Source organism: Variovorax sp. 679, from assembly GCF_003952185.1.
Classification (GTDB): Bacteria; Pseudomonadota; Gammaproteobacteria; order Burkholderiales; family Burkholderiaceae_C; genus Variovorax.
Genome location: NZ_RXFS01000024.1, coordinates 14,826 through 31,788 on the forward strand (window position 1 = coordinate 14,826; position 16,963 = coordinate 31,788).

The 16,963-nt window shown below is 68.6% G+C and carries 17 protein-coding genes; 13 read left to right on the forward strand and 4 right to left on the reverse strand.

Annotated features, from left to right (window positions below):
- Positions 1-94 precede the first annotated feature (94 nt).
- From EJO71_RS33450 to EJO71_RS33470, 5 genes are all read left to right on the forward strand, one after another.
- Positions 95-880: a sulfurtransferase gene (locus tag EJO71_RS33450; protein ID WP_125952961.1), complete on the forward strand. Its 786-nt coding sequence runs from the start codon at positions 95-97 to the stop codon at positions 878-880.
- Positions 881-912: 32 nt separating this feature from the next.
- On the forward strand, positions 913-1,629 hold the full coding sequence (locus EJO71_RS33455) for a response regulator (RefSeq protein WP_125952960.1): 717 nt from the start codon (positions 913-915) through the stop codon (positions 1,627-1,629).
- Positions 1,580-3,157 carry a sensor histidine kinase gene (locus EJO71_RS33460; RefSeq protein WP_125952959.1) on the forward strand — a complete coding sequence of 526 codons (1,578 nt, stop codon included), beginning with the start codon at positions 1,580-1,582 and terminating at the stop codon, positions 3,155-3,157. The genes EJO71_RS33455 and EJO71_RS33460 overlap by 50 nt, the downstream gene beginning before the upstream one ends.
- 147 nt (positions 3,158-3,304) lie before the next feature.
- A complete protein-coding gene (locus EJO71_RS33465; RefSeq protein WP_171022521.1) occupies positions 3,305-3,835 on the forward strand; it encodes a tripartite tricarboxylate transporter TctB family protein in 531 nt (176 codons plus the stop codon).
- Between the two features lie 4 nt (positions 3,836-3,839).
- Positions 3,840-5,408 carry a tripartite tricarboxylate transporter permease gene (locus EJO71_RS33470; RefSeq protein WP_125952958.1) on the forward strand — a complete coding sequence of 523 codons (1,569 nt, stop codon included), beginning with the start codon at positions 3,840-3,842 and terminating at the stop codon, positions 5,406-5,408.
- A gap of 62 nt (positions 5,409-5,470) precedes the next feature.
- Here EJO71_RS33470 and EJO71_RS33475 read toward each other — a convergent pair whose 3' ends face one another.
- The 4 genes from EJO71_RS33475 to EJO71_RS33490 all read right to left on the reverse strand — a co-directional run bounded on the left by EJO71_RS33475 (position 5,471) and on the right by EJO71_RS33490 (position 8,196).
- The gene (locus tag EJO71_RS33475) at positions 5,471-6,394 is read right to left on the reverse strand and encodes a pirin family protein (protein ID WP_125952957.1); all 924 of its coding nucleotides are present in this window, start codon (positions 6,392-6,394) and stop codon (positions 5,471-5,473) included.
- A gap of 34 nt (positions 6,395-6,428) precedes the next feature.
- Positions 6,429-6,980: a flavodoxin family protein gene (locus tag EJO71_RS33480; protein WP_125952956.1), complete on the reverse strand. Its 552-nt coding sequence runs from the start codon at positions 6,978-6,980 to the stop codon at positions 6,429-6,431.
- Between the two features lie 29 nt (positions 6,981-7,009).
- Entirely contained in the window at positions 7,010-7,411 is a 402-nt protein-coding gene (locus EJO71_RS33485) for a DoxX family protein (RefSeq protein WP_171022520.1), read from the reverse strand.
- A gap of 83 nt (positions 7,412-7,494) precedes the next feature.
- On the reverse strand, positions 7,495-8,196 hold the full coding sequence (locus tag EJO71_RS33490) for a pirin family protein (RefSeq protein WP_125952955.1): 702 nt from the start codon (positions 8,194-8,196) through the stop codon (positions 7,495-7,497).
- A gap of 162 nt (positions 8,197-8,358) precedes the next feature.
- Between EJO71_RS33490 and EJO71_RS33495 the strand changes: the two genes are divergently transcribed.
- The 8 genes from EJO71_RS33495 (at position 8,359) to EJO71_RS33530 (ending at position 16,939) form a co-directional block, all read left to right on the forward strand.
- Positions 8,359-9,312 carry a LysR family transcriptional regulator gene (locus EJO71_RS33495; RefSeq protein WP_125952954.1) on the forward strand — a complete coding sequence of 318 codons (954 nt, stop codon included), beginning with the start codon at positions 8,359-8,361 and terminating at the stop codon, positions 9,310-9,312.
- Positions 9,313-9,463: 151 nt separating this feature from the next.
- Complete coding sequence (locus EJO71_RS33500; RefSeq protein WP_125952953.1) at positions 9,464-10,555, forward strand: FAD-dependent oxidoreductase; 1,092 nt, start codon at positions 9,464-9,466, stop codon at positions 10,553-10,555.
- A gap of 7 nt (positions 10,556-10,562) precedes the next feature.
- Positions 10,563-11,528, forward strand: coding sequence for a tRNA glutamyl-Q(34) synthetase GluQRS (gene gluQRS / locus EJO71_RS33505; RefSeq protein ID WP_125952952.1), 966 nt, complete (start codon positions 10,563-10,565; stop codon positions 11,526-11,528).
- Entirely contained in the window at positions 11,528-12,268 is a 741-nt protein-coding gene (gene trmB, locus EJO71_RS33510) for a tRNA (guanosine(46)-N7)-methyltransferase TrmB (protein WP_125952951.1), read from the forward strand. Before gluQRS ends, trmB begins: the two co-directional genes overlap by 1 nt.
- Before the next feature lie 76 nt (positions 12,269-12,344).
- Positions 12,345-12,800, forward strand: a complete 456-nt coding sequence (locus EJO71_RS33515; RefSeq protein ID WP_125952950.1) for a helix-turn-helix transcriptional regulator — start codon at positions 12,345-12,347, stop codon at positions 12,798-12,800.
- Between the two features lie 35 nt (positions 12,801-12,835).
- Positions 12,836-13,246, forward strand: a complete 411-nt coding sequence (locus EJO71_RS33520) for a VOC family protein (protein WP_093202862.1) — start codon at positions 12,836-12,838, stop codon at positions 13,244-13,246.
- A gap of 12 nt (positions 13,247-13,258) precedes the next feature.
- A complete protein-coding gene (locus EJO71_RS33525) occupies positions 13,259-15,688 on the forward strand; it encodes an excinuclease ABC subunit UvrA (RefSeq protein WP_125952949.1) in 2,430 nt (809 codons plus the stop codon).
- A gap of 78 nt (positions 15,689-15,766) precedes the next feature.
- On the forward strand, positions 15,767-16,939 hold the full coding sequence (locus tag EJO71_RS33530; RefSeq protein WP_125952948.1) for an ABC transporter substrate-binding protein: 1,173 nt from the start codon (positions 15,767-15,769) through the stop codon (positions 16,937-16,939).
- Positions 16,940-16,963: the final 24 nt, after the last annotated feature.

A 16,963-nucleotide genomic window follows, 5' to 3' on the forward strand; every position in this document is an offset into this window, starting at 1 on the left:
GATGTGGGTTGGCAATCCCTGAAATCGCCCCCGGCCTTCGGAGAAGAGGCCCCGAGCCCGGGAGCAACCCCGGCGGCACCTAAAATCCCGCCCCGTGCAAGAGATTTTGAATATCGCGGCCTACAAGTTCGTGGCCATAGACGACAGCCCCGCGCTGCGTGAAGACCTGCGCGCCCGCACGCAGGCCCTGGGGCTCATGGGCACCATCCTGCTGGCACCCGAAGGTATCAACCTGTTTCTGGCCGGCACCGGCGAAAACGTACGGGCTTTCCTGGCCCATCTGCGCGCCGACGCCCGTTTCGCCGACCTCGAAGCCAAGGAAAGCTGGTCCGCCACGCAGCCCTTCCGGCGCATGCTGGTGAAGCTCAAGCGCGAGATCATCCGCATGGACCACCCTGCCATCCAGCCCGCCGCGGGCCGGGCACCCGGCGTGGACGCCCCGACGCTCAAGCGCTGGCTCGACCAGGGCCACGACGACGAGGGCCGCGAGATCGCCCTGCTCGACACGCGCAATGCCTTCGAAGTCGACTACGGCAGCTTCGAAGGTGCCATCGACTGGCGCATCGGCAAGTTCACCGAATTCCCGCCCGCCCTGCGCGCGCACAGCGACGAGTTCAAGGGCAAGACGGTAGTGAGCTTCTGCACCGGCGGCATCCGCTGCGAGAAGGCGGCGATCCTGATGCGCGAGGAAGGCGTGGAGCACGTGCTCCAGCTCGAAGGCGGCATCCTCAAGTATTTCGAGGAAGTCGGCAGCGCGCACTACAAGGGCGACTGCTTCGTGTTCGACGGCCGCGAGGCCCTGGCGCCCGACCTGAGCGCGCGTTCGGCACGCGCCAGCGCCCGCGCCTCGGAAGACCCCGACCTCGCCATCAAGCAGTAACGACGACGACAACGAGACGCGACAGGCCTCCCATGCGCATCCTCCTGGTGGAAGACGAACTGGACATGGCCTCCTGGCTGATCCGCGCGCTCACCCAGAGCGGCTTCGTACCCGATCACGCGCCCGACGGGCGCACCGCCGAAGCCTTCATGGCCGGCACCGAATACGACGCCATCGTTCTCGACCTGCGCCTGCCCGACAAGCACGGACTTAGCGTGCTGGCCGACATGCGCGGCGCCGACGACCGCACGCCGGTGCTGATCCTCACCGCGCAGGGCGCGCTGCAGGACCGGGTGCGCGGCCTGAACCTCGGCGCCGACGACTTCCTCACCAAGCCCTTCGAGCTGGCCGAGCTAGAGGCTCGCCTGTCGGCGCTGGTGCGGCGCAGCCGGGGCAAGCAGCACCCGCGCCTGCAGTGCGCCTCCCTTTCGTACGACAGCCAGAGCCGCGCCTTCACGCTGCGCGGCACGCTGCTGTCGCTCACGCCGCGCGAGCAGGCCGCGCTCACCGCCCTGCTGCTGCGCAGCGGATCGCCGGTCGGCAAGTCGCAGCTCTTCGCCAAGGTGTTCACCAACGACAGCACCGCCGGCCCCGACGCCATCGAGGTGGTGCTGCACCGGCTGCGGCGCAAGCTCGCCGACAGCGACGTGCGCATCGTCACCGTGCGCGGCCTGGGCTACATGCTGGAGAGCATTGCCGATGGTTCCTCAGCCCCGGTCCACACCGAGCTCCCCGGCGAAAGCGGCTGAGCAGCCGCAGCGCTTCGGCATCCGCGCGCGCCTGCTCGCGCTGCTGCTGCCAGGCATCGGCGCGCTGCTGGCGCTGGACAGCTGGAACGACTACCGCGCGCTGACCGAGTCGCTCGTGGTCGCCTACGACCAGAGCCTGCTCGAACCGGTGCAGGCGCTGGCCAACGGCATCGTGGTCGCGAGCGACGGCAGCGTGCGCGTGCAGGAGCCGTTCTCGATCCAGGCGATGTTCGATTCCACGCGCCTGCGCTACAAGTACCTGCACGTCGGCGTACAGCGCATTCCCAAGGGCGGGACGCTGGACGTGAACTCGCCCGAGACCACGCTCATGGGCGTGCCCGGCCTGCCCCGCCCCGCGCAGCGCCCGCCCGACGGCACGCCGGTGTTCTACGACGCGGTGCACGAGCAGCACCCCGTGCGCGTGGCCGCGCTGCGGCAGACGGTGTACGACACCGTGCACCCCGGCGTCGCCTACAGCGTGCTGATCCAGGCGGCCGAGGGCACCGGCCCGCGCACCGAGGCACAGGCCGAGACGCTGCGCCAGGAGCTGCTGCGCGACACGCGCACGGTGCTGGTGATGGCGCTGCTGGTATGGCTGGGCGTGGCCTGGACACTGCGGCCGCTGGAGCGCCTGCGCCGCTCGCTGCGCGAGCGCCCTCGCGACGACCTGACACCGCTCGACGCCGGCGGCGTGCCGCGGGAAGTCGCGCCGCTGGTCGACGCCGTCAACCACCACATCGCAGGCCACCGGCGCATGGTGGCGGAGCAGTCGCAGTTCCTGGCCGATGCTTCTCATCAGTTGCGCACGCCGCTGAGCATCCTGTCGATCCAGGCCGGCTACGCGGTGCGCGAGACCGATCCTGCACGCATGCGCGAATCGCTGCACGCCATCGTCGCGCAACTCGCGCGCACGCGCCGCCTCAGCGAGCAGCTGCTGGCGCTGGCGCACGCAACAACAGAAAGCGAAGCCGCGCCTGCCGAGCCCCCGGTGGCCGACCTCAACGCCGTCGCGCGCGCGGTGGTGCTGCAATACCTGCCGCTCGCACGCGAGAACGACCAGGACCTCGGCTGGGTCGATGCGCGCGGCGACGTCGGCGATGGAGACGACACCGACGGAACCGACGAAGCAGGTGAAGGAGAAGACCCACTCGTGCTGCCCGTCGCCGCCGATGCCGCCGAGCTGCACGAGGTGCTCTCCAACCTCGTGCACAACGCCATCAAGTACACGCCGCGCGGCGGCAACATCACGGTGACCGTGCGGCGCGAGACTGCGCATGCGATCGCCGAGGTGTGCGACAGCGGACCGGGCATCGCGCCCGATCGGCGAGAGAGCGTGTTCGAGCGCTTCCATCGCGACACCTCCGCGAGCACCGGTGCTGCACAAGGCGCGGGCCTGGGCCTGACCATCGCGCGCAGCTATGCGCGGCGCAACGGCGGCGACATCGAACTGGCCAACGCCGACACGCCCGAGAGCCCCAACGGCGGCGGATTGCGCGCAACGCTGAGGCTGCCGCTGCGCGCCTTCTGAGAAGCGCGTTTTTGCGAGGGTTTCACCGGATGGGCCGGTACGTGATTACACGTATTTTGCGGCTCGCCGAGCCATTTGCACCCGTTGCGAAAGGCGATTGAAAGTCTCGATTCCTAGACTGCGCTCCTTCCAATCGAAGGAGACTCAATGCAGCACCAGCTCGGTGAAGATCCGGCCTCGCACGCGCTTCGGCCCGCTTCAAGATTCAAGAAGGATTACTACGGCGGCGCACTGCTGATCGTCATCGGACTGGCCGCCGTCTACGCCGGCATCGGCTATCGCGTTGGCGAACTCGCGCACATGGGACCGGGCTTCTTCCCGGTCGCGCTCGGCGCGCTTCTGGCGCTCACGGGGCTGCTGATCGCGGTGTCCGCGCGCGGCGACAAGACCAGCGACGGCCCGAGCGAGGAAGCCGCCTCGCATGGCCACCCGGGCGGCATGCCCGACCTGCGCGGCTGCATCTGCATCGTGCTCGGCATCCTCGCGTTCCTGCTCTTCGGCGAATACGGAGGCCTGCTGCCTGCGACCTTCGCCATCGTGTTCATCTCGGCGCTCGGCGACCGCGACAACACGCTGACCGAAGCGCTGCTGCTCTCGCTCGCGATGTGCTTCATCGCGGTGGTGGTCTTCTGGTGGGCGCTGAAGCTGCAGCTGCCCCTGTTCCAGTGGGGAGGCTGAAGCCATGATCGGTCAATCGCTCCACGACCTCTGGTTCGGCTTCGGCGTGGCCTTCCAGGGCTCGAACCTGATGTGGTCCTTCTTCGGCGTGCTGGTGGGCAACCTGATCGGCGTGCTGCCGGGCATGGGCGCGCTGCAGGCCATCTCGATCCTGCTGCCGCTCACCTACGTGATGCACCCGGTGCCCGCCATCCTGATGCTGGCCGGCATCTTCTACGGCTCGCAGTACGGCGGTGCCATCGGCGCCATCCTGATGAACATGCCCTCGCACCCGCCGCACGCGGTGACCTGTCTCGACGGGTACCCGATGACCAAGCAGGGCAAGGGAGGCGTCGCGCTCGGGGTGACGATGATCGCCTCGTTCCTCGCGGCGTCGGTCGGCATCATCGTGATGATCTTCGCCTCGCCGCTCCTGGTGCAGATCGCGTTCAAGTTCGGCCCGACGGAGATCTTCTCGATCATGCTGCTGGGCCTGCTCGCCGGCTCCACCATGTCGCGCGGCTCGCCGCTCAAGGGCGTGGCGATGACGCTGTTCGGCCTGCTGTGCGGCGTGGTCGGCACCGACGTGAACAGCGGCAGCTTCCGCTTCGCCTTCGGCCTGCCAGAGCTGAGCGACGGCCTCGAGCTGGTCGCGATCTCGATGGGCCTGTTCGGCGTGGCCGACTTCCTGCTCAACGTGAACCGCATGAAGACCATCGGCGACACCGGCACGCTCAAGCTCAGCGACATGCGCCCGAGCAAGGAAGAGCTCAAGCGCGCGTTCCCCGCGATGATCCGCGGCACCATCGTCGGCACGGTGTTCGGCGCGATGCCGGGCACGGGTCCGACCATCACCACCTTCATCGCCTACGCGCTGGAGCGCAAGGTGTCTAAGACGCCGAACAAGTTCGGCACCGGCATGATCGAAGGCGTGGCCGGCCCCGAGGCCTCGGCGCACTCGAAGACGCAGGTCGACTTCATCCCGACGATGAGCCTGGGCATCCCGGGCGACGCGGTGATGGCGCTGATCCTCGGCGCGCTGCTGATCCAGGGCATCCAGCCCGGCCCGCAGCTCATCACCGAGCATCCGGACATCTTCTGGGGCCTGATCGCCTCGTTCTGGATCGGCAACGTGATCCTCGTCATCCTGAACGTGCCGTTGATCGGCGTGTGGGTGAAGCTCTTGAAGGTGCCCTACAAGTACCTGTTCCCGGCCGCGATGTTCTTCATTGCAACCGGCGTGTACAGCACGCAGAACAGCCTGTTCCAGATCTGGGAAGTGCTGGTGTTCGGCATCGTCGGCGCGGTGCTGATGACGCTGGAGTTCTCGGTCGCGCCGATCCTGCTGGGCTTCGTGCTCGGGCCGATGGTCGAGGAGAACTTCCGCCGCGCGCTGCTGCTGTCGCGCGGAGACATGTCGGTGTTCGTGACGCGGCCGATCAGCGGCACCTTCATCGGGCTGTGCGTGCTGCTGCTGCTGGGCGTGGGCTACTCCGCGTGGCGCGGCCGCGGCGGGCGCAAGAGCGTGGTCGAGTTGCCGAAAGCGCCGCCGGGCGCATCGCCGTCGGAGACGGTGGCGATCGGCAACGAGTAACTGCAGAAACAAAAAGGGCCCGATACGTCGGGCCCTTTTTCATTGGTGCTTCAGTTTCAGCTTCAAGCCGGCCTGGTACCCGTGTCAGGCTCGCGCACGCCGAAGGGCTTGCCCGGCAGCGGAATGAACTCAGTCTCGCCCGGCACGTGGCCCATGCGCTGGGCGGCCCAGTCGTCGCCAGCCTCGAGGATGCGCTCGCGCCGGCTCGACACGAAGTTCCAGGTGATGTAGCGCGGGCCATCGAGCGGCTCGCCGCCAATCACCATCAGGCGCACGGCGGTGTCCGACGTGAGCACCGCGCCCTGCCCGTCGGGCAGCACGGCCATGGTGTGCGCCTCGACCGGCTCGCCATTGACGCGCGCGTCGGCATCGACGGCGTAGACAGCCAGCTCGGGTGCAAGCGCAGGCAGTTCGAAGCGCCCTCCCGCTGGCAAGGCGATGTCGAGATACACGGTCTGCGAGAGCGTCTTCACCGGCGAGCGAACGCCGAAGGCTTCGCCCACCAGCACGCGCACTGCCGTGCCCTGCTCCACCAGCTCGGGAATCGCGTCGGCCGGCGTGTGCTCGAAGCTCGGTTCGACTTCTTCATGCGCCTGCGGCAGCGCGGCCCACAGCTGCAGGCCGTGGTTCACGTAGGTGTCGGCCTTCAGGCGCTCGGGCTTGCGCTCGGAGTGCACGATGCCGCGCCCGGCGGTCATCCAGTTGATGGCACCCGGCAGGATCTCCTGCACGCTGCCGAGGCTGTCGCGATGCATCATCGCGCCCTTGAAGAGATAGGTGACCGTCGAGAGGCCGATATGCGGATGCGGCCGCACATCGTGTTCGGTGCCCGGCTGCTCGGTGGCCGGGCCGAAATGGTCGAAGAACACGAAGGGGCCGACCGAGCGGCGCTGCGCCGCGGGCAGCAGGCGCCGCACCTTGAAGCCACCGCCGAGGTCCTTGTCGTGCGGCTTGAGCAGTTGAGTCTCGGGGGTGGCGTCGGTCATCGTGTTTCTCCGTGGGTGGCGAGGTGCCGGTCAGTTATCCGCGTGATCTTGCCACTGCCGCGACGCGCTCGCCGAAGGCGCGGGCGGTGTCGAAGTCGCCCTTCTGCATTTCTGCGGGGCTGGCGTCGGACGGCGACTGCGTCAGCAGGCCACCGTAGCCGCCCACGTAGTTCAGCGCGTCGCGCGTGGCGGCCTTGCTGTTGCTCGGAAGAATGCCCATGCTGACCCAGATGCCGCTGTGCTGCATCGCGAGCGTCCACAGGTAGGTCATGGTCGTGACCTTGTCGCCGTTCATGGTGGCGCTGTTGGTGAAGCCGGCGAAGAGCTTGTCCTTCCAGCCCTGCGTGTACCAGACCTTCGACGACGCATCGGCGAACTTCTTGAACTGCCAGCTCACGCCGCCCATGTAGGTCGGCGAGCCGAGGATGATCGCGTCGGCCGCGGCCAGCAGCTCCCAGCCGCCTTCGGGCAGGTTGCCGTCCGCGTCGATGGCGAGCAGCTGCGCGCCCGCGCCGTCCGCCACGGTTTGCGCCACGCGCTGGGTGTGGCCGTAGCCGGAATGGAAGACGACGACGATGTTTGCCATGTTTCGGTGCTCCTGGTGATTGAGGGTGATCAGCGCTTGTCGATGCTGAAACGGCCAGCGCCGAAGGCAGCAAACGAGAGCAGGCCGCCGGCAATGGCCATGTTCTTGAAGAACTGGATGTTCTGCGTCGCATCGGCCCAGAACTTGTGGAAGAACAACGCCGTCGCGACCGTGAAGATGGCCATGATCAGGGACACCAAGCGCGTCTTGAAGCCGACCAGCAGCGCGATGCCGAGGCCGAGCTCAACGACGATGGCGATCACCGCCGCGATCTCCGGCAGCGGCAGGCCTGCGCTGGTGATGTAGCCGACGGTGCCCGAAAAGCCCATGAGCTTGCCGAAGCCGGCGGGAATGAACAGCGTGGCGACCAGGATGCGACCGATCAGGGCCTGCAGGTCTTGTGCCGAATTGGGGGTGGTTGTAGTTGCCATGATTGAAAAACTCCTCGGTTGTTGAAATAGAAAAGAAAAGGGGAAGAAAAAAGCCGGGCGACAAGCGCCCGGCAAGGGGGAACTCAGGCGGCCAGGTCGAACACCAGCACTTCGGCGTCCTTGCCGGCGCCCAGCGTCACCTGCGACTCGCCTTCGAGCATCGCGGCGTCGCCGCCCACGAGCTTCTGGCCGTTCACTTCGAGCTCGCCGCGCACCAGGTGCACGTAGCTCTTGCGCTTCGGGTCGAGCGCCAGGCTGGCCTTTTCATCGCCGTCGAACAGGCCTGCGTACAGGCTGGCGTCGGCATTCACCTTCACCGAGCCTTCGCTGCCGTCGGGCGATGCCACCAGGCGCAGCTTGCCGCGCTTCTCGGCGTCGCTGAACTGCTTCTGCTCGTAGCCCGGCTCGATGCCGCGCACGTTCGGCAGGATCCAGATCTGCAGGAAGTGCGTGGTCTGGTCGGCCTTGTGGTTGAACTCGCTGTGCATCACGCCGCGTCCCGCGCTCATGCGCTGCACGTCGCCGGGCGGAATGCTTTCCACGTTGCCCATGCTGTCCTTGTGCGCCAGCTCGCCCGAAAGCACGTAGCTGATGATCTCCATGTCCTTGTGGCCGTGGGTGCCGAAGCCGGCGCCCGCCGCCACGCGGTCTTCGTTGATCACGCGCAGGTTGCCGAAGCCCATGTGGGCCGGGTCGTAGTAGTTGGCGAATGAAAAGCTGTGGAACGAGCGCAGCCAGCCATGGTCGGCATAACCGCGTTCCTGTGATTTACGGACTTGCAACATCGTCTTGCTCCTTCTGCCCTGCCCCGATTGGGGGGTGTTCGGGCTTTTTCGTATGCCGCGCCGGATGCGCAGCGGATGTGAAGAATTTTGGGCCGACGCCCCCTTCGGAAAGACGCCGCGGTTTGATGGCACCATTCAAATATTTTGATCAATGGAGCCGCCATGCCCAGCCCCAGAGACGTGCTGACCCCCGACGCCCTTGCCATGCTCCAGACCGTGGCCGCCGCGGGCAGCTTTGCCGCCGCCGCGCGCGAGCTGAACCTCGTGCCCAGCGCGCTGAGCTACCGGGTGCGCCAGATCGAGGACGCGCTCGACGTGCTGCTGTTCGACCGCAGCGCCCGCCAGGCCCGGCTGACCGAAGCCGGCGCCGAGCTGCTGCGCGAGGCCGACCGGCTGCTCAACGAGATCGACGCGGTGGCCAACCGCGTCAAGCGCGTGGCCACCGGCTGGGAGCCGATGCTGACCATCGCGGTCGACAGCGTGATCGCGCGCGACCCGCTGCTGGACCTGGCCTGCGCCTTCTTCGCGCTGGAGCCGCCCACGCGGCTGAAGCTGCGCGACGAGACCCTGCTGGGCACCATCGAGGCGCTGACCAGCGGCGAGGCCGACCTTGCCATCGGCGCGGTGCTCGATGCGGCGAGCCTGGCGCTCACCGCCACGGGCATCCGCACCCGGCCGATCGGCGAACTGCGCTTCGTCTACGCGGTGGCGCCGCACCATCCGCTGGCGCGCCTGCCCCAGCCGCTGAGCGACGCGGTAATGCGGCAGCACCGCGCGGTGGCGGCGGCCGATTCGGCGCGCCACGGGCCGAGCATGACGGTGAACCTGATGGGCGGGCAGGACGTGCTCACCGTGCCGAGCATGCAGGCCAAGATCGCGGCGCAACTGCACGGGCTGGGCGGAGGCTTCCTGCCCGACCCGATGGCCCGGCCGTACATCGAGGCCGGGCACCTGGTCGAGCTGAAGACCGAGCGCAAGCCGCCGATGGGAACGATGCACTGCGCGTGGCGCGTGCGCAGCGCCGGAAAGCCCGGGCGCGCACTCGAATGGTGGCTGGAACAGTTCGAGCACGAAGGCACGCGGCGCGCGCTGCTCGAACGGCATCGGGGCCGGTAGGAGGCCGATGCGAGACCGACGAAGAGCTGACCAGTATTGCCGAGGATCGCGCGGCGCCGCTAAGGGTGTGCCCTCAGGCGGAGCCGCTGCCGGACCGATGTAGAGTGCAGACACATCCATCCGCATTCCATCCAGAAGAAAAGAGTCCGACATGAGCACTCGCGCAACTGCAAAGCCCGCCGTCCGCCACCGAACCCCCGCCACCCCGCGCCCGTCGCGCCATTACGCCGTCGTCGGCGCCGGCATCGCAGGGGTGGCTTGTGCACGAACGCTGGTCCAGGCCGGCCACAAGGTCACGCTGTTCGAACGCGAGGCCACGGCCGGCGGGCGCATGGCGAGCATCGACACCGCATTCGGCCGCTTCGACAGCGGCGCGCAGTACTTCACCGTGCGCGATCCGCGCTTTGCCCTGGCACTTGAAAACGCGCCCGGCGTCTGCAAGCGCTGGAGCGCCAACCTCGTGCGCGTGCTCGACGCCCACGGCCGCGTGGCCGAGGCGGCCCTGCCCTCGCTCGAACCGCACTGGGTGGCGCAGCCCGGCATGGACGCGCTGGCGGCCCACTGGGCGGCACCGCTGGGCGACAGCCTCGTCACCGGCACGCAGGTCACGCAGATCGAGCCCGATGCGCTCGACCCGAAGCGCTGGCAACTCCGTACAACGGGCGCCGACGACTCGCGCCACGTGTACTCGGGCTTCGACGCCGTGCTGCTCGCCGTGCCGCCCGCCGGCGCCCGCGCGCTGCTGGGCGACGGCAAGCTCTCGGCCACGCTCGCCCGCAAGATCGAACCCGTGAGCATCGCGCCCTGCTGGACGCTGATGATCGCCTACCCCCAGGCCAACCAGCCCAACATGTCGCACCTCGGTCCGCAGTGGAACGCGGCGCGCAGCACGCACCACCGCGTGGCGTGGCTGGCGCGCGAATCGTCCAAGCCCGGCCGCGAGCAGGTGGAGCGCTGGACGCTGCAGGCCAGCGCGACGTGGTCGCAGGAACATCTGCGCGACACGCCCGCACGCGTCGAGGCCAAGCTGCTGCGCGCCTTCTCCGAGATCACGGGCATCCATGCCACGCCCGCTCACGCCCAGGCCCTGTGCTGGAACGAAGCGCAGACGCAGGTGCCCGTGGGCACCACGCACCTCTGGGACGCCAAGGCCCGCATCGGCGTGGCCGGCGACTGGTGCACCGGCCACCGCGTGGAAGACGCCTTCCTCTCGGGCCTGTCGCTCGCGCTCGACGTGATCTGACCGGGAGATGAGGGAGACCGGCCGCTTCGCGCCTTCGCCCACCGGCCCGCTGCACGCGGGCTCGCTGGTGGCCGCGCTTGCGAGCTGGCTCGACGTGCGCGCGCGCGGCCCTCAGGCGCGCTGGCTGATCCGCATCGAGGACGCCGACACCGAGCGCTGCCTGCCCGGCATGGGCGAACACATCCTCCAGCAACTGGCCGACTGCGCCCTGCTGCCTGACGAGCCTCCCGTGTGGCAGACCGCGCGCACCGACCGCTACGACGTCGCGCTGGCCCGGCTGAAGGCGCGCGGCCTGGCCTACCCCTGCGGCTGCTCGCGCAAGGACATCAACCAGGCTCTCGCGCGGCTGGGCCAGCATCACGAGCGCCACGGCGAGCGCGTCTACCCCGGCACCTGCCGCGACGGGCTGCACGGCAAGCCCGCACGCGCCTGGCGCTTTGCCACCGAGAAGTTCGAGACCGACCGCCCACCCACGCCCGGGGTGCCCTGGGAGGAAGACGGCGATGACGCGGCAGCCGCCGCCGGCGATCTCTGCTTCGTCGACCGGCGCCTCGGCCGCCAGTGCCAGAACGTGAGCCGAGAAGTCGGCGACTTCGTGCTGCGCCGCGCCGACGGTCCCTGGGCCTACCAGCTCGCCGTGGTGGTCGACGACGCCGAACAGGGCGTGACCGACGTGGTGCGCGGCGAGGACCTCACCGACAACACCGCGCGCCAGATCCTGCTGCAGCGCGCGCTGGGCTTTCCCACGCCGAGCTATCTTCATACGCCGCTGGTGCGCGGCGCGGACGGCGACAAGCTCTCGAAGCAGAACGGCGCCACCTCCATCGACACGGACTCACCAGCCGCCGCGCTGGCAGCGCTCGACGCCGCCGCGCGGGCGCTGGGCCTGCACCCCGCCACGGCCACGGACTGCCCGGCGGCACTGGCCGGCTGGGTGCCCGAATGGCGCGATCTCTACAATTCGCGGCCGTGATGAACCTTTCCGATACCGTGTCCAACGACCTCCCACCCAGCGACGACGAGGACTCCAAGCCCCATCCGCTGCACCGCCGCCTCAAGAGCTTCGTCAAGCGCGGCGGCCGCACCACCGAGGGCCAGGCACGCGCCTTCTCCGAACTGGGCCCGCTCTACCTCGTGCCCTACAAGCCCGAGCCGGTCGACCTCACTGCCGCCTTCGGCGGCCGCGCCGGCCCGACCGTGCTGGAGATCGGCTTCGGCATGGGCGAGGCCACCGCGCACATCGCGACGGTGCTGCCCGACACCAATTTCTTCTGCTGCGAGGTGCACGAGCCCGGCGTGGGTGCGCTGCTCAAGCGCATCGGCGAGCAGCAGTTGTCGAACATCCGCATCTGCGCGCACGACGCGGTCGACGTGCTCGACCACATGCTGCAGCCCGGCACGCTGGCCGGCGTGCACGTGTTCTTTCCTGACCCATGGCACAAGAAGCGCCACAACAAGCGCCGCCTGATCCAGCCCGGCTTCGTGACCAAGCTCGCGCAGCACCTGCGCCCCGGCGGCTACATCCATTGCGCCACCGACTGGCAGCCCTACGCCGAGCAGATGCTCGAAGTGCTCGCCGCCGAGCCGCTGCTGCGCAACACGGCCGAGGGCTACGCGCCCAAGCCCGACTACCGTCCGCTCACCAAGTTCGAGAACCGCGGCATCAAGCTGGGCCACGGGGTGTGGGACCTGGTGTTCGAGCGCAAGGCCTGATCCTTTCCCCGCGCCGGCCCCGCCCGCCGGGGCTGCCGGGTTGAGCCTGCCGGTCCGGCATGGCACGATCCCGCGGATGACCAGCAGCAAACCCGACGCCGAGCAACTGCACCTGCGCGAACTCGCCCGCTTGCGCCGCGTTCGCGACCGCATCGACCGCGACTACGCGCAGCCCCTGGACGTCGAAGCCCTCGCCTTCGGCGTGCACATGTCGGCGGGCCATCTCAGCCGCCAGTTCAAGCTCGCGTATGGCGAGTCGCCCTATTCCTACCTGATGACGCGGCGCATCGAGCGCGCGATGGCGCTGCTGCGCCGCGGCGACCTGAGCGTCACCGACGTCTGCTTCGAGGTCGGCTGTTCGTCGCTGGGCACCTTCAGCACGCGCTTCACGGAGCTGGTGGGCATGCCGCCCAGCGCCTACAAGCGCGAGGCCGCGCTGCAGACCGCGGGATTGCCCTCGTGCGTGGCGAAGCAGGTCACGCGACCGATCAGGAATCGAGAAGCGCCGGTGGTGGAGCCACATCTAGACTGAGCGCTCCTCGACAACACACCGACCGGACGACCACCATGAACCTCAGCATCCACGCCAGCTTTCTTCCGCACAACGACCCCGAAGCCTCCCTCGCCTTCTACCGCGACCTGCTCGGCTTCGAGGTTCGCAACGACGTCGGATACGGCGGCATGCGCTGGATCACGGTCGGCCCGGTGGGCCAGCCCGCCGTGTCCATCGTGCTGGCGCCGCCGGCCGCCTACCCCGGCATCACCGACGAAGAGCGCCGCACCATCGCCGAGATGATGGCCAAGGGCACCTACGCCGCCATCCTGCTGGCCACGCCCGACCTCGAAGGCACCTTCGCGAAGCTGCAGGCCAGCGACACCGAGATCGTGCAGGAGCCGACCGACCAGCCCTACGGCGTTCGCGACTGCGCGGTACGCGACCCCGCGGGCAGCATGATCCGCATCCAGCAACTGCGCTGAGGCGGAGAACCGATGAGCACGAAGGTAGCAAGGAAGACCACGACCGCGACGAAGACAGCGAAAGCAGCGACGACTGCGCCCTCCGCGCAGCACGCCGCCGACAGCCACGACATGATCCGCGTGCACGGCGCGCGCGAGAACAACCTGAAGGACATCAGCATCGAGATCCCGAAGCGCAGGCTGACGGTGTTCACCGGCGTCTCGGGCTCGGGCAAGAGTTCGCTGGTGTTCGGCACCATCGCGGCCGAGTCGCAGCGGCTCATCAACGAGACCTACAGCGCCTTCGTGCAGGGCTTCATGCCCACGCTGTCGCGGCCGGATGTCGACGTGCTCGACGGCCTGACCACCGCCATCATCGTCGACCAGCAGCGCATGGGCGCCGACCCGCGCTCCACCGTGGGCACCGCCACCGACGCCAACGCGATGCTGCGCATCCTGTTCAGCCGCCTGGGCAAGCCGCACATCGGCCCGCCGGGTGCGTTCGCCTTCAACGTGCCTTCGGTCAGTGCGGCCGGTGCCATCACCATCGAGCGCGGCGCGAAGACGAAGACCGTGAAGGAAACCTTCAATCGCATCGGCGGCATGTGCCCACGCTGCGAGGGCCGGGGCTCCGTCACCGACTTCGACCTGTCGCAGCTCTACGACGACGGCAAGTCGCTCAACGAGGGCGCGCTCAAGATTCCCGGCTACAGCATGGACGGCTGGTACGGCCGCATCTTCCGTGGCTGCGGCTTCTTCGACGCCGACAAGCCGATCCGCAAGTTCACGAAGAACGAGCTGCACGACCTGCTCTACAAGGAGGCCACGAAGATCAAGGTCGAGGGCATCAACCTCACCTACGCGGGGCTGATCCCGACGATCCAGAAGTCATTCCTGGCGAAGGACGTTGAAGCGATGCAGCCGCATGTGCGTGCCTTCGTCGACCGCGTCGTGACCTTCTCTACCTGCCCCGAATGCAACGGCACGCGGCTCAGCGCGGCCGCGCGCTCGTCGAAGGTCAAGGGCATCAACATCGCCGATGCCTGCGCGATGCAGATCAGCGACCTGGCAGTGTGGGCACGCGGCCTGAAGGAGCCCTCGGTGGCGCCGCTGCTCGAGGCGCTGGCGGCGACGCTCGATTCCTTCGTGGAGATCGGGCTGGGCTACCTCTCGCTCGATCGGCCCTCGGGCACGCTCTCCGGCGGCGAGGCGCAGCGCACGAAGATGATCCGGCACCTCGGATCCTCGCTCACCGACGTCACCTACGTCTTCGACGAACCGACCACCGGCCTGCATCCCCACGACATCCAGCGCATGAACGGCCTGCTGCTGAGGCTGCGCGACAAGGGCAACACGGTGCTGGTCGTGGAGCACAAGCCGGAGGTCATCGCCATCGCGGACCACGTCGTCGACCTCGGCCCGGGCGCGGGCACGGCGGGCGGCAGCGTGTGCTTCGAGGGCAGCGTCGAGGGGCTGCGCGCCAGCGGCACGGTCACCGGCCGTCATCTGGACGACCGGGCCACGCTGAAGAAGAAGGTGCGCAAGCCGGCCGGCAAGCTCGAGATCCGCGGCGCGACGGCGCACAACCTGCGCAAGGTGAACGTCGACATTCCGCTCGGCGTGCTCGCGGTCGTCACCGGCGTGGCGGGCTCGGGCAAGAGCTCGCTGGTGCACGGATCGATTCCGGCCGGAGCAGGCGTGGTGAGCATCGACCAGGGCGCCATCCGCGGCTCGCGGCGCAGCAACCCTGCAACCTACACCGGGCTGCTCGACCCGATCCGAAATGCCTTCGCGAAGGCCAACGGCGTGAAGCCGGCGGTATTCAGCGCCAACTCCGAAGGTGCCTGCCCCACCTGCAACGGCGCGGGCGTCGTCTACACCGACCTGGCGATGATGGCCGGCGTCGCCACCACCTGCGAGGAATGCGGCGGCAAGCGCTTCCAGGCCTCGGTGCTGGAGTACCGCTTCGGCGGGCGCGACATCAGCGAGGTGCTGGCAATGCCGGTGGACGAGGCCTTCGCCTTCTTCGGCGAGGGCAAGGCGCGCACACCGGCCGCGCACGCCATCCTGCAGCGGCTGGCCGACGTGGGGCTGGGCTATCTCAGACTCGGGCAGCCGCTCACCACGCTCTCGGGCGGCGAACGGCAACGGCTCAAGCTGGCCACGCAGATGGCGGAGAAAGGCGACATCTACGTGCTCGACGAGCCGACCGCAGGCCTGCACCTTGCCGACGTGGCGCAGCTGCTCGGGCTGCTCGACCGGCTCGTGGATGCGGGCAAGTCGGTCATCGTGGTCGAGCACCACCAGGCCGTGATGGCGCATGCCGACTGGCTCATCGACCTCGGCCCCGGCGCAGGCCACGACGGCGGCCGGGTCGTCTTCGAAGGTACGCCGGCCGACCTCGTCGCGAAGCGCTCCACGCTGACCGGCGAACACCTCGCAACCTACGTCTCCGGAGGCTGATTCCCCCTCGCGCTTCCCGCCTTTCCCCCTGGCCCCGATATTGCTACACTTTTTTACTAATGTGAAAGAAGGTGTCCAATGAACAGGTCACGCAGGGAATGGTTGGGCAAGGCATGTGGCGCGCTGATGCTGGGAAGCGGCATCGGGGTTACCCACTCCGCCATGGCGCAAGCCACGCGGGCGCCAGCGGCGGGCGGAGCGCGCGTCGTGCTGCTCGGGCAATCGGTGCCGCTGACGGGCAGTGCTTCAGAAATCGGCACCGCCTTCGCCGCCGGCAGCCGCCTCGCGGTGAGCAGCTTCAACGAACGCAACGCCGCCAGTGGCCTGCAGCTGAAGCTGCTGCAACTCGACGACGGCTATGACGCGGCCCGCGCCACGGCCAACGCACGCACCCTGCTCGGCACCGACAAGGCCGACATGCTCTTCGGCTTCGTCGGCACGGCCAGCAGCGAGGCCGGCGCGAACGTCGCCACGCAGCAGGGCAGCCTGCTGTTCGCGCCCTTCGCCGCCTCCGACACGCTGCGCGGCGCCGACCATCCCAACGTGTTCCACGTGCGCCCCGGCATGATCGACGAGGCGATGAAGATCGTGAAGCAATGCGCCACCGTGGGACAGACGCGCGTCGCGCTGGTGGGCGACGACGATGCCATGGGCCGCGCCGGGCTCGCGGCCGTGGAACAGGCCATCACCGAGCTCAGGCTCACGCCGCTGGTCGCGTCGGCTCTGGTGCCGGCCACGGGCGACAAGCTCGACGCGGCGCTGAAGGAAGTGCAGAAGCAGTCGCCGCAGGCCATCGTGCTGGTGTCGCTCTCGGGCACCACCGCCAATGCCATCCGCAAGCTGCGCAAGAGCGGCTATGCGGGCAGCTTCATGGCCTTCTCGATCGTCGGCATCGACCCGCTCTACGCCACGCTCGGCAAGGACATCGGCGGCATCGTGATCTCGCAGGTGGTGCCCTCGCCGCGGCCCTCGGCCATTCCGATCGTCAAGGAATACCTCGCGGCCGTGGACAACTCCGACCAGACCGCGTCGTACGAGGGCCTCGAAGGATTCATCGCGGCCAAGGCCGCCGGCGAGGCGGTGCGCCGCGCGGGCAAGGGCTTCAACACCGCGAGCCTGCAGCGCGTGATGTCGGGCATGACCGACTACGACGTGGGCGGCTTCCGCATCAACCTGCGCCCGGGCCTGCGCGACAGCGTGCGCAACATCGACCTGATCAGCATCTCGGCCGACGGGCGCGTGCTGCGGTAGTTCGTTCGCGGCGCGCGGCGGACA